This is a genomic window from Syntrophorhabdaceae bacterium, from assembly GCA_036504895.1.
In the GTDB taxonomy this organism is placed as follows: domain Bacteria; phylum Desulfobacterota; class Syntrophorhabdia; order Syntrophorhabdales; family Syntrophorhabdaceae; genus PNOM01.
In genome coordinates this window covers 94,832-107,645 of the sequence record DASXUJ010000088.1, presented here as the reverse complement: position 1 = coordinate 107,645, position 12,814 = coordinate 94,832, and the positions used below count along the sequence as shown (strand labels likewise).

General features: G+C 58.1%; 14 protein-coding genes. 13 read left to right on the top strand and 1 reads right to left on the bottom strand.

Features of this window, described 5'->3' with window-relative positions:
- Positions 1-85 precede the first annotated feature (85 nt).
- From VGJ94_12800 to VGJ94_12740, 13 genes are all read left to right on the top strand, one after another.
- Positions 86-658, top strand: a complete 573-nt coding sequence (locus tag VGJ94_12800; GenBank protein HEY3277492.1) for a proline iminopeptidase-family hydrolase — start codon at positions 86-88, stop codon at positions 656-658.
- Positions 655-963, top strand: a complete 309-nt coding sequence (locus VGJ94_12795; protein HEY3277491.1) for an alpha/beta fold hydrolase — start codon at positions 655-657, stop codon at positions 961-963. The genes VGJ94_12800 and VGJ94_12795 overlap by 4 nt, the downstream gene beginning before the upstream one ends.
- Positions 964-1,143: 180 nt before the next feature.
- Complete coding sequence (locus VGJ94_12790; protein ID HEY3277490.1) at positions 1,144-1,971, top strand: DUF6599 family protein; 828 nt, start codon at positions 1,144-1,146, stop codon at positions 1,969-1,971.
- A gap of 9 nt (positions 1,972-1,980) precedes the next feature.
- Positions 1,981-2,871 carry a DUF362 domain-containing protein gene (locus tag VGJ94_12785; GenBank protein ID HEY3277489.1) on the top strand — a complete coding sequence of 297 codons (891 nt, stop codon included), beginning with the start codon at positions 1,981-1,983 and terminating at the stop codon, positions 2,869-2,871.
- Positions 2,872-3,001: 130 nt separating this feature from the next.
- Positions 3,002-5,029 (top strand): urocanate hydratase, encoded by a 2,028-nt coding sequence (locus VGJ94_12780; protein ID HEY3277488.1) that lies wholly within the window; start codon positions 3,002-3,004, stop codon positions 5,027-5,029.
- A 3-nt stretch (positions 5,030-5,032) separates the two neighbouring features.
- Complete coding sequence (ftcD, locus tag VGJ94_12775) at positions 5,033-5,929, top strand: glutamate formimidoyltransferase (protein HEY3277487.1); 897 nt, start codon at positions 5,033-5,035, stop codon at positions 5,927-5,929.
- Positions 5,930-6,009: 80 nt separating this feature from the next.
- Positions 6,010-7,215, top strand: a complete 1,206-nt coding sequence (hutI, locus tag VGJ94_12770) for an imidazolonepropionase (protein ID HEY3277486.1) — start codon at positions 6,010-6,012, stop codon at positions 7,213-7,215.
- Positions 7,200-7,835, top strand: coding sequence for a cyclodeaminase/cyclohydrolase family protein (locus VGJ94_12765; GenBank protein ID HEY3277485.1), 636 nt, complete (start codon positions 7,200-7,202; stop codon positions 7,833-7,835). The genes hutI and VGJ94_12765 overlap by 16 nt, the downstream gene beginning before the upstream one ends.
- 9 nt (positions 7,836-7,844) lie before the next feature.
- Positions 7,845-8,711: a branched-chain amino acid ABC transporter permease gene (locus VGJ94_12760; protein ID HEY3277484.1), complete on the top strand. Its 867-nt coding sequence runs from the start codon at positions 7,845-7,847 to the stop codon at positions 8,709-8,711.
- A 6-nt stretch (positions 8,712-8,717) separates the two neighbouring features.
- Complete coding sequence (locus VGJ94_12755; protein HEY3277483.1) at positions 8,718-9,602, top strand: branched-chain amino acid ABC transporter permease; 885 nt, start codon at positions 8,718-8,720, stop codon at positions 9,600-9,602.
- The gene (locus VGJ94_12750; protein ID HEY3277482.1) at positions 9,599-10,366 is read left to right on the top strand and encodes an ABC transporter ATP-binding protein; all 768 of its coding nucleotides are present in this window, start codon (positions 9,599-9,601) and stop codon (positions 10,364-10,366) included. The genes VGJ94_12755 and VGJ94_12750 overlap by 4 nt, the downstream gene beginning before the upstream one ends.
- Positions 10,356-11,066 (top strand): ABC transporter ATP-binding protein, encoded by a 711-nt coding sequence (locus tag VGJ94_12745; protein ID HEY3277481.1) that lies wholly within the window; start codon positions 10,356-10,358, stop codon positions 11,064-11,066. Before VGJ94_12750 ends, VGJ94_12745 begins: the two co-directional genes overlap by 11 nt.
- Before the next feature lie 24 nt (positions 11,067-11,090).
- Positions 11,091-12,248, top strand: coding sequence for an ABC transporter substrate-binding protein (locus VGJ94_12740; protein ID HEY3277480.1), 1,158 nt, complete (start codon positions 11,091-11,093; stop codon positions 12,246-12,248).
- Positions 12,249-12,329: 81 nt separating this feature from the next.
- Here the strand turns inward: VGJ94_12740 and VGJ94_12735 are convergent, their stop codons facing one another.
- Positions 12,330-12,665, bottom strand: a complete 336-nt coding sequence (locus VGJ94_12735; GenBank protein HEY3277479.1) for a hypothetical protein — start codon at positions 12,663-12,665, stop codon at positions 12,330-12,332.
- Between the last annotated feature and the right edge of the window lie 149 nt (positions 12,666-12,814).

Sequence of the window (12,814 nt, the reverse complement as noted above, 5' to 3'; positions counted from 1 at the left end):
CGTTCAATGGGAGAAACCCCGCTTCTCTGCTATAATATATGGCATGGCGGCCGGTTGAATCGCGAGTCTCGAGGAAGATGAAGAAATGAAAATAATGGAAGAAGGCTTTATAAAGGTACCCGGAGGCAAGGTCTGGTTTAGGATAGCAGGGGCGAGTGCCTCTTCGCTCCCCCTCCTCGTTGTCCATGGCGGGCCCGGTGCTCCCCACGACTATCTGGAATCCCTGGAGGCCTTATCAGCCAAGCGTCCGGTCATATTCTACGATCAGCTCGGCTGTGGGAATTCGGAGACGCCGGAGGATCTGTCGCTCTTCACCCTTTCCCGTTTCGTGGAGGAGCTCTCCCTTCTCCGGAAGGCCCTGGGGCTCACAAGGCTCCATATTCTAGGCCAGTCATGGGGCTCTATGCTCGTTGTGGAGTATATGCTTACCCGAAAGCCCGAAGGGGTGGCGAGCCTCGTCTTTTCCGGTCCCTGCCTTTCGGCGCAACGTTTTATCACCGACCAGAGGCAATACCTTTCAGCCTTCCCCGACTCTCTCCGGAGGATCATCAACCGGAGCGAGGCAACAGGGGAGTTCGCGTCCCAGGCCTACCAGGACGCCATGAAGTCTATTACAGAACTCATGTATGCCGCCTTGACCCATGGCCGGAAAGCATGAAAAGGACCTTCTCGAAATTCGGACACTTTGTCTACGAGTATATGTGGGGTCCAAGTGAATTCACGCTCACCGGCACGCTCAAGGAGTACGACCGGACCGCCGAGCTTAAGGAGATCACCGTGCCCGTCCTCTTCACCGCCGGTCGATATGACGAGGCGGCGCCCGCTACCATGGAATACTATCGCGACATGCTTCCCGGCTCGGAGATGATTATTTTCGAAGAGGCCTCCCATATGCACCATCTGGAACAGCCGGAGGCTTATATGAAGGCCGTGGACGAATTCCTTCTTCGCCATGATACATAGTTTATGTGCCCCGGATTCGATTTAAACGGGCACGGAAGTATGATAGATTAACCGGAGGATTCCAACAGCATGGAATATATGACAAAAGCTCGGTGTATGGCAATCGGCGCAGCCTGTCTTTTTCTCTTATTGTCAGGGTGGTTCCCTGAGCGAACTGCATGTGCCGAAAAGGGGGCGGTGGTGGAAGGAAGTCAACTATGGCCTTCGAAGATGGAAGACTGGAAGATCACGGAGGGCCCGATCGGTTACACGCCGACCACGGCCTATACATATATGAACGGCGCGGCCGAGCTGTTCATCGCCTATAACATGAAGGGTCTCACGGTGGTGCGCTACGGTCATGCGAAGCGGCCCGATATCGTGGCGGAAATTTATACCATGGCCTCGCCGGAAGATGCCTATGGGCTCTTCACCTTCGAGAGCGACGACCCCGGCGGCCATATCGGCCAGGGCTCCGAATTCGGGGGAGGTCTCCTCAGGTTCTGGAAAGGTCCCTATTTTGTGAGCGTCTATGGGGATGGGGCAGGAGACGACGTGGAGAAGGCGACCCTGGCCATGGGGCGTCATATCGCATCGGCCATTACCCGAACAGGTAAACCCCCCTCGATCCTGGGCCTCCTGCCTTCCGGCAAAAGCCCTCTTGCCAAAACCCATACATGGTTTCTCCACAGCCACATCCTCCTCAATCAGCGTTTTTTCATTGCCCATGCGAATATCCTCAATCTGGGCGGTGACGTGGAGGCGGCCTTGGGGAGGTACGGCGCCGGCAATCAGAAGATGCACTTCCTGCTTGTCAGCTATCCGACCGGGGAGCGGGCGAACATCGCATTCGACTCTTTCGTCAAATCTTATATGCCCGACGCAAAAGGCAAATCATCGGTGAAGACGGAAGACGGAAAATGGACGGTTGCGGAGAAGCGGGGCGTCTATGTGGCCATTGCCTTCGATGCCCCCGATGAAAAATACGGATCGAAAATAGTAGAGACGGCACTGGCGAAGGTGCCGTAAGGAGGGAATATGAAAAAGACCGGGATGATTACCCGTCGTGATTTTCTTAGAGGAACCGCAGGCGTGGTGCTGGGAGCAGCCATAACACCCGTTTTGCCTCATTCGGCAAAGGCCCAGGCGCGGTCGAAGGTGGTCCTCATAAGGGATGAGAGGGTTCTGGGCCCCGACGGCGATATCCAGGCGGGGGTGCTTCAGGCCATGCTCGACGAGGCGGTTCGGCTCGTGGCAGACCAAAAGACGCCGATGGACGGCTGGAAGAGCCTCTTCAAAAAAGATGACCGGGTAGGCATCAAGACCAACGCATGGCGCCACCTTTCGACTCCGAAAGAAATGGAGCAGGCCTTAAAACGTCGGATTATGGATGCGGGAGTGGCCGAAGCCCTTATCGGCATAGACGACAGGGGCGTACGGACCAATCCTCTCTTCGTCGATGCCACGGCGCTCGTCAATGTCCGCCCCGTCAGGACCCACCATTGGTCGGGTGTGGGCACGTGCCTCAAGAATTACATCATGTTTACCCCTGTGCCGTCGGAGTATCATCCGGACGGGTGCGCGGACTTGGGGAAGATCTGGACCCTTGCCCCTGTCAAAGGGAAAACCCGCCTCAACATACTCGTAGCCTTGACCCCCCAATTTTACGGCCGGGGCGCTAATTTTTTCGACAGGCGCTACGTGTGGCCCTATAAGGGGATCATCGTGGGCACCGACCCGGTGGCGGTCGACGCCATAGGCGCCGAGCTTTTGAGGCGAAAGAGGGTCGCCCATTTCGGCGAAGACAGATCCCTCGATACCGCACCGGTCCACATCACCGTGGCAGACAAGAAATATAAGCTCGGCACCTCCGACCTCAATAAAATAGAGCTCGTGAAAACAGGGTGGAAGGAAGAGGTGCTGCTTTAAAGGCAGGTTGAGGTTGAGACAGGTAGAGGTTGAGGGAAAAGAGGACGGAAAAGGCTAATCCCGTCGCGTTTCCTATATACGATATACCATATACTATATACGATTTTACCAATTATTTCCGGAGGAAATCATGATCTCGAATGATGCGATCTCCCGGGCGATGAGCGTGAGGCTCGAGGACCTGTTCAGCGAATTGCCGGCCATGCCCGCTTTCGTGGCGGGGGTGCGCAGGGCGCCGAAGCGGAACCTCACCCTTTCAAGAGAGGAGATCATCCTTGCCTTGAAGAACGCGTTGCGTTACGTGCCGGAGAAGTGGCATGCGGCCCTTGCCCCTGAATTTCTCGAAGAGCTCAGGACCCGCGGGAGGATTTACGCCTACCGTTTCAGACCTGTTGGGGCGATCAGGGGAAAGGCGATCTCATCATATACGGGAGAATGCATCGAAGGCAGGGCCTTTCAGATCATGATCGACAACAATCTCGACTTCGACGTGGCCCTCTACCCTTATGAGCTCGTCACCTACGGCGAGACGGGCCAGGTCTGCCAGAACTGGCTCCAGTACCGCCTTATTGTCGAATATTTGAAGTGCCTGGACCATGAGAAGACCCTGGTGGTGGAATCAGGCCATCCCCTCGGGCTTTTCAGGTCGAGCGCCCACGCCCCGCGGGTGATAATTACCAACGGCCTCATGGTGGGCTGCTTCGACGACCAGGAGAACTGGCACAGGGCCGCGGCCCTCGGGGTGGCGAACTACGGCCAGATGACCGCAGGGGGTTGGATGTATATCGGCCCCCAGGGCATTGTCCACGGCACCTATTCCACCCTCCTCAATGCGGCCCGCCTCAAGTTCGATCTCTCCGACAGGGCGGATATGACGGGCAGGCTTTTCGTCTCCTCAGGGCTCGGGGGTATGAGCGGCGCCCAGGGGAAGGCCGCGGAGATCGCCAACGGCGTCGCCATTATTGCGGAGGTCGACCCTTCACGGATAAAAACGAGGCAGTCTCAGGGGTGGGTGAGCCGGGTGGTCGAGACGCCGGAAGAGGCATTCCGCATGGCGGCAGGCCTTACGGAAGAGAAGACCAAAGGCTCCATCGCCTTCTACGGAAATATCGTCGACCTCCTCGAACACGCGGTGACCCACCGCGTGCCCATCGACCTCCTTTCCGACCAGACCTCCTGCCATGCGGCCTACGACGGGGGTTACTGCCCCCAGGGCCTCACTTTCGAGGCCCGGACTGAGCTCCTCAGGACGGACCACACAAAGTTCAGGGCCATGGTCGATGCCTCCCTCAAAAGGCATTACGAGCTCATCAAGACCCTTGTTGCGCGGGGCGTCTATTTCTTCGATTACGGGAACAGCTTTTTAAAAGCCGTCTACGATACGGGCATCGCCGAGATATGCAGGAACGGCCGGGACGCCACCAAAGGGTTCATTTTCCCCTCCTACGTGGAGGACATCATGGGGCCGCTCCTCTTCGATCTCGGGTACGGGCCTTTCCGCTGGGTCTGTCTGAGCGGTCTGCCTGAAGACCTGGAAAAGACGGACCAGGCGGCCATGTCGTGCATCGATCCCGAAGGAAGGTTCCAGGACCGGGACAACTATAACTGGATCAGGGATGCGAAGAAGAATAACCTCGTGGTGGGCACCCAGGCCAGAATACTCTACCAGGACTCGGAAGGGCGCATGAATATTGCCCTCAAATTTAACGAGATGGTGAGAAAGGGTGAGATCGGGCCCGTCATGCTCGGACGGGACCACCACGACACGGGCGGCACCGATTCCCCTTTCAGGGAGACGGCCAATATTAAAGACGGCAGTAACATCATGGCCGATATGGCCACCCAATGTTTCGCGGGCAACGCCTGCCGCGGGATGAGCCTCGTGGCCCTCCACAACGGGGGCGGCGTGGGCATCGGGAAGGCGATCAACGGCGGCTTCGGCCTCGTCCTCGACGGAAGCGAACGGGTGGACCGGGTCATCAGGGAGGCCATTCCCTGGGACGTGATGGGCGGCGTGGCGCGCAGGGCCTGGGCCCGCAACAGGGGCTCCATCGAGACGGTGATACGCTATAACGAGGCGAATAAGGGGACGGATCAGATTACCCTCCCCTATCTCGCCGATGAAGAGATGATTACAAAACTGATTGACCGAGGGTGATAAATGAAGAAGATCGTTGAATGCGTGCCTAATTTCAGCGAAGGCAGGGACATGGAGAAGATAGAGCGCATCCTCACCCCTTTCCGCGGGAAAGAGGGGGTAAAGCTCCTCGATTATCAGAAGGACGAGGACCACAACCGGCTCGTGGTGACCGTGGTGGGAGAGCCGGAGCCGGTCAAAGAGGCGGTCGTGGCCGCGGTAGGCGCGGCCATCGACGTGATCGACATGAGGCTCCACAAGGGGCAGCACCCCCGGATGGGCGCGGCCGACGTGATCCCCTTTATCCCCGTGCGGGATGTGACGGTCGACGAGGCGATAGACCTCTCGAAACGCGTGGGGAAAGCGCTCTGGGAGACGTACCGCCTCCCTGTCTTCCTCTATGAATCGTCTGCATTGGTGCCCGGACGCATTGACCTCGCCGCCATACGGAAGGGCCAATTCGAGGGCATGGCGGAAAAGGTGAAATTACCCGAATGGAAACCCGATTTCGGCGAAGACCATATTCACCCTACCGCAGGGGTCGTGGCAGTGGGCGCCCGGATGCCCCTTATCGCATTCAATGTGAACCTCGCGACGGATAATCTCGAGATCGCGAACGCGATCGCAAAAGCGGTGAGGCATATAAGCGGCGGGCTCAGGTTTTGCAAGGCCATGGGAGTAGCCCTCCATGAGCGGGGCATCACCCAGGTCTCCATGAACATGACCGACTACACGAGGACCCCCCTCTACCGGGCCTTTGAGCTCGTGCGGACGGAGGCGAAGCGTTACGGCGTCAACGTGATAGGGAGCGAGATCGTGGGCCTTTCGCCCATGGTTGCCCTCACCGATACGGCAGCATACTACATGGGCCTCGAGAATTTCTCCCTCGACCAGGTCCTGGAAGCAAGGATCATGGAGTAAGGGTGGGGGGAAACCTACTCATTATACACGCGGCTCAGCTTGTGACCCCGAAGGGTCGGGGTCCGATTGCCGGAGCCGATATGTCCTCTCTCGCGATCATCCCCGACGGCGCGCTCGCCATAGAAGAGGGAATCATTACCCGGGTGGGCAGGACGGAAGAGGTGCTGCCCCACGTGGACCGGGAAAAATTCGTCGTGATCGATGCCGCGGGCAAAGCGGTGCTTCCCGGTTTTGTCGATTCCCATACCCATTTCATCTTCGGCGGCTACAGAGCCGAGGAATTCTCCTGGCGCATCCGGGGCGAGAGCTACATGGAGATCATGAAACGGGGCGGCGGCATTATTAGCTCCGTGGAAGCCACCCGCGAGTCCTCAAAGAAAGAATTGAAGAGATCCGGCAGGGCCCGCCTCGACCGTATGCTCGCCTTCGGGGTCACCACCGTGGAAGGTAAAAGTGGCTACGGACTCGATCGCGATACGGAGATAAAGCAGCTCGAAGTAATGGGGGAACTTGACACAGTTCACCCCGTCGACGTGGTGCGGACCTTTCTGGGCGCCCATGCGGTGCCTCCGGAGTTTGGGGGAAAGGGGGACAGGTTCGTCGATTTTCTCATAGAAAAGGTGCTTCCCGAGATAGCCCGGTTCTCCCTCGCCGAATTCGCCGACATCTTCTGCGAGAAGGGGGTATTCTCGGTAGACCAGTCGAGGCGACTCCTTTTAGCGGCACGGGCGGCAGGCATGAAGATAAAGATCCATGCGGATGAGATCACCCACCTCGGCGGGGCGGAACTGGCAATTGAGCTCGGGGCACAGTCCGCGGACCACCTCCTCCACGCCTCGGACGTGGCAATAGACGGCATGGCCCACGCGGGGGTCGTGGCGACCCTCCTGCCCGCCACCGCCTTCAGCCTCCGCGAGCCCTATGCAAGGGCGCGGTTCATGATCGACAGGGGCTGTGCGGTGGCGCTCGCGACTGATTTTAATCCAGGAAGCTGCTTTACCGAATCGATCCCACTCCTCTTTGCCCTTGCGACCCTTCATATGGGAATGACCCCTGAAGAGGCGCTCACGGCCCTTACGCTCAACGGGGCGGCAGCTTTGGGGCGGGCCGGGACCACAGGAAGCCTGGAAGAGGGGAAGGCAGGGGACGTGGTGGTGCTCGAGTATCCCTCCTACCTCTATATCCCCTATCATATCGCAGTCAACAGTGTGGAAAAGGTTGTGAAAAACGGTGAAATTGTGGTAGACAGGAAAGGGACTGCAGGGGGAATATGCTATCGGAATTGAAAATTAAAGAATTCCTGGAACGGGTGGGTTCAGGTGAGCCCGTCCCCGGCGGAGGAAGTGTGGCCGCCCTCGGTGCGGCAATTTCCGCAGCCCTGTCCGCCATGGTCGCCCGCCTTACCTTGGGAAGATCGAACGAGGCGAGTCTCGACGGGCGGATGACCGCGATACTAGGGCGGGCGGAGGAGATCGGGGCGCGGCTCACGGTCGATATCGACAGGGATTCAGCCGCATATACCGAAGTGATGAAGGCATACCGGATGGTGAAAACCACGGATGGGGAAAAGGCTGCGCGGCAGCAGGCGATTCAGGCAGCCCTGACCGAGGCGGCACGGGTACCGATGTCCGTGGCCGAAGCAGGGGTAGAGCTTCTCGACCTCTCGAAAAGGGTTATCGTCGAGGGGAACGTGAACGCCGTCACCGACGGCGCGGTGGGGGCTTTGATGGCCCGCTCCGCGGTTCTGGGGGCCCTCCTCAACGTGCGGATAAACCTCTCGTCCCTTAAGGACGAGTCTTTCGTCTCCGCCATGGCGGAAAAGGCGGATATTCTCGAAATAAAAGCGCGGGAGATGGAGAGCGAGATTCTCTCCCACGCCCGCGCCATAATGGAAAGAGAGGGTTAAGGAGTCCTCATGCGTTTATTTATCGAACAACTGCTGAACGGTCTCGCCATGGGCTCCATCTATGCCCTCATAACCCTGGGGCTTGCCCTCGTCTATGGCATCATGAGGATACTCCACGTGGCCCATGCGGCAGTCTTCACCGTGGGGGCCTATGCGGGGCTCCTCCTCTATGGCCTTACCGGAAGCCTTATCGTCGGCTTCTTGGGCTCCATGGTGCTCTGCTCAGTCCTGGGGGTGCTCATCGAGAGGTTCATCTACTATCCGCTCATGAAATATCCGCCCTATGTACCCCTTATCGGAAGCATCGCCGTCATGCTCTCCCTCGAAGAGGTGCTCCGCCTCGTTGCCGGTCCCTATATCCTCACCTTCCCGGCAAAGCTTCCCTTCCCTGACCTCACGGTGGGCGGCATCAACATATCCTCCACGATCCTCGCTGTGTACGCCATTACCGCCCTCGTGCTCCTCGTGCTCTGGTATATCACGACCCGGACCGAGCTTGGCCTCGCCATGCGGGCCACCTCCCAGGATATCGCCATTTCCGGGGCTATGGGCATAAACAGCCACAGGATCATATCCCTCACCTTTGTCATAGGCTCGTCCATCGCCTCCATCGCGGGGATTCTCGTGGGGATCTATTATAACCAGGTATATCCCACCATGGGGACCGTCCCCGCTTACAAGACACTGGCACTCATCGTGGTGGGCGGCTTAGGCTCCGTGCCCGGCGCCGTGATCGCCTCGCTCCTTCTCGGCACCGCGGAGACCCTCCTCATCGGCTATGCGAATATCCCCCTTCCCAGGGACGCCCTCGCCTTTATCGCCATGATAGGGGTTCTCATGTGGCGCTCGGAAGGGCTTCTCGGCTCATCGAGGTAGGCGGGCATGAGCTCCTATGTCATCACCATCGGCACCCTCATCGTGATACAGGCCATTGCGGTCTGCGGGCTCAATGTGATCGTGGGTTATGCGGGCCAGATCTCTCTCGGCCATGCGGCCTTTTTCGGCATCGGCGCCTATACGGCTGCCATACTCTCTACCAAGCTCGGCCTTTCCTTCTGGACCGCCCTGCCCCTGGTACTCGCCATAAGCATGTCGATCGGATTCCTCCTCGGGCTCCCGAGCATCAGGGTGAGGGAGGATTTTCTCGCCATCACCACCATCGGCATCAACTTTATAGTGGAGGCGGTCTTCCGGTACGTGCCCTTCTTCGGCGGCGCCCTCGGCATCGGAGGCATCCCCCGGATCATGTTCTTCGACATCCGGCTGAAGGGCATCTCCTTTTTTTATCTCTGCCTCGGCTTTCTCGCCGTGACCCAGCTCATCTGCTGGTGGTTCACCCGCTCTTGGGCGAGCCTCGCATGCTATGCCATACGGGAAGAGGAATCGGCGGCCTCTGCCATGGGGATATCTCCTGTCAGGTTCAAGCTCCTTGCCTTTGTCATCGGCACGGCCATGGCGGCCCTCGGAGGCTCCCTTTACGCCCATTACATGCAGTTTATCAGTGCGGGGGACTTCTCCTTCCCTGTCTCCGTGATGCTTTTGAGTATGCTCGTACTGGGCGGCATGGGCACCTTGTGGGGCCCTGTGGTGGGGACCGTGATTTTGGGCATCCTCCCCGAGCTCTTCCGTCCCCTCGTCGACTATCGTATGCTCTTCTATACGGTGCTCCTCATCCTCGTGATCCGCTTTCAGCCAGGCGGCCTTCTGGGCGAAGAAAGCGCCATGCGCCGCGTACTCGACCCCATTCTCAGAAGGAGCAAAGGATGAACGAACCGCTCCTCTCCGCACGGGGGGTCTCCAAATATTTCGGGGGCCTGAAGGCCGTGGACGGGGTCGATTTCGACCTCTTTGCAGGTGAGATACTGGGAATTCTCGGTCCCAACGGCGCGGGTAAGACCGTGCTCTTCAACCTCATCTCCGGCGCCTATGAGCCGAGCGGAGGGGAGATTCTCCTCCAGGGAAGAAGGATTTCCGGCCTTCCCTCCCATGTGATCGCTCGGGAAGGGATAGGCAGGACCTTTCAGATCGTGAAGCCTTTCGCCACCCTCACGGTCCTGGAGAACGTGCTCGTGGCCCTCGGTGTCATGCGCTATGGACGGCTTGCCAGAATATGGTCGTCCTCCCGCTCGAAGGCGGATCGAACAAGGGCGATGGAATGCCTTGAAAAGGTAGGACTCGCCGAGCTCGCCGACAGGAAAGCGGGGCTTTTACCCCTGGGCAACCTCCGCCGTCTTGAGATTGCCCGCGCCCTGGTGGTGGGCCATACCCTCCTTCTCCTGGATGAGTCCTTTTCCGGCCTGAGACATGAAGAGATCGCCCGTCTGGAGTCGCTCATCAGGACCATACGGGGCGAGGGACGCACCGTGATCCTCATCGAGCACAATATGCGGGTCACCATGGGTCTCTGCGACCGCATCGTGGTCCTTGACCACGGAAGGAAGATCGCTGAAGGGCCACCTCAGGTGATACAGGAGGACGAGACGGTGATCGAGGCCTATCTCGGCAGGAAGGGGGTGGCCTATGCTCCTTGAGGTGAAAGGTATTCACATCGCCTACGGCGATATCGAAGCAGTCTCGGGTGTCAATTTCCGGCTCGAAGAAGGAGAGCTCGTCTCCATCATCGGCGCGAACGGGGCGGGTAAGACCTCGATTTTGAGCGCCCTCATGGGCATACTGCCGGTGAAGGCCGGGGCGATTTTTTTTAAGGGACGGGATATTACCACCATGGCCTCCCATGAACGGGCGAGAATCGGGATAAGAATGGTGCCGGAGCGCTCCCGACTCTTCCCGAGACTTACCGTGTACGAGAACCTTCTTACCGGTGTTTACGGCCTTAAGAAGAAGATACCGGTGGATAAGAGGATCGATTGGCTCTACGGCATATTCCCCATCCTTAAGGAGAGGAGCGGCCAGCTCGCGACCACCCTTTCAGGGGGCGAGCAGCAGCAGTTGTCCATTGCCAGGGCCCTCATATCGGACCCTGAGCTCCTGCTCGTTGACGAGGTTTCCATGGGGCTCATGCCGAAACTCGTGGAGCAGGTCTTCGGGGTCCTGGAACAGTTGAACCGCGAACAGGGCCTCACGATTCTCCTGGTGGAGCAGAATGCCTTCGCGTCCCTTTCCATTTCGAAGAGAGGCTACGTGCTTGAGACGGGCTCGTGTGTGCTCGAAGGTCATGCCCGGGACCTTCTTGTGGACCCGCGGGTGAAGGAAGTATATCTGGGCAATTAAAAAACTGTGCAGGAGGTGCGGGACATGAAATCGGTGAAGCTTTTCTTTCTTATTCTTTTAGGATGCCTCATTATTACAGGTACGGCCGGAGCGGCCGATACCGTAAAGATCGGCCTTCTGGTCCCTCTTACCGGCGCGGCCGCGGCGGACGGGGCGAGTGCCTTGAATTCGGTGAAGCTCGCCGTCGAGCGGGTCAATGCCGAAGGGGGCCTCATGGGCAAAAAGGTGGAGCTTGTCTCCTACGATGACAGGGGCGACGCAAAAGAGGCCGTGGCCCTCGCACGAAAGCTCATCGAGCAGGACAAGGTCGTGGCGGCGGTAGGCGGCTCCTACAGCCAGCCGAGCAGGGCCGTGGCTCCCATTTTTCAGGAAGAGAAGATACCCTTCGTGGCAGCCTATGCGGTCCATCCCGATATCACAAAAGCGGGAAACTTTTGCTTCCGTAACGGCTTTCTGGGTCAGGTGGAAGGCAAGTCCGCGGGCTACGTGGCAGTCAAGATGCTGAAGGCAAAGAAGATCGCCCTGCTCACGAGCGACAATGACTTCGGCCGCACCCTCGCCGACGGCTTCAAATATTACATCGACAAATATGCCAAGGGGACGGCTTCAATCGTCTCTCAGCAGGTCTATCCCATGGCTGAAAAGGATTTCAAGGCGTACCTTTCGAAGATCAAACAGGACAGCCCTGACCTCATCCTCGCAAGCGGCTACTATTTCCAGACCGGACCGATCGTAAAGCAGGCAAGGGAGATGGGCATTACCGCGCCCATTCTAGGAGAAGAGGGCGCCGATTCCCCTAAATTCGTGGAGATCGCGGGCATCCAGGCTGCCGAGGGCTTCATCATCGTCACGAACCTGAACAGGGACGATAAAAGGCCGGAGGTAAAGAAGTTCCTCTCCACCTACGAGCAGAGATTCAAGATTCAGCCCGACATGGTGGGCGCATCCGCCTATGACGGCTTCATGATCATCTGCGACGCCATAAAGCGCGCCAAGAGCGTGAAGGGAGCCGATATACGGGGCGCCATCGCCTCGATCAAGAACTTCAACGGCCTGACAGGCGACATAAAGAGGTTCACCCCTGAAGGGGAGGTCGTAAAAGACGTCCAGGTCCAGATCGTGAAGAAGGGCAAATTCCGCAATCTGGGCGTAGTGAGCGATCCGGAGCTTATTACCCCGTAGAATCGAAGATTGCCGAAGGGCGCGAGCCGGCTTCGTGACGGACGGCGCCCTTCAGTGATCAAGGAGCCGAAGCCTTCGGGTTTACTTAAAGCCCCTGAATTTTGCTTCAACAGCGCTTATGTCATCGAGCCGTATAAGGGCATCGTAGAAATCCTTCCCGGCAATCTTCTCCAGGTGAAGGAAGGCGTCCCCCACCGATTTCACGTAACCCTGGTATACTTTGCCCGAACGGAGGCTCACGTAAATATCCTTACCGGCAAAAGAGGTGAGGTTATCCTTTAGAGACACCCCGACATTGTAATTTACGGGGGCAGCCGTGCCCCCTTCCGCGAATAATTTCGTTGAAGGCGCGAGAAACAAGACGCAGGCGAGAATGACGGGCCCCGCCCAGACCGAATATTTCCTAACCTTTCCCATAAGGCCTCCTTCTTGTTTTATACATATCATTCTAGGGTTTCGATGGAGAAGATCAATAAAAAGAGACATCTTCACGAGCGATACCGCGACGATACCGGCAGCAGTCTGCCCGAAACATAGTGCCTGACGAGGATGACTTAGAGGCCTAT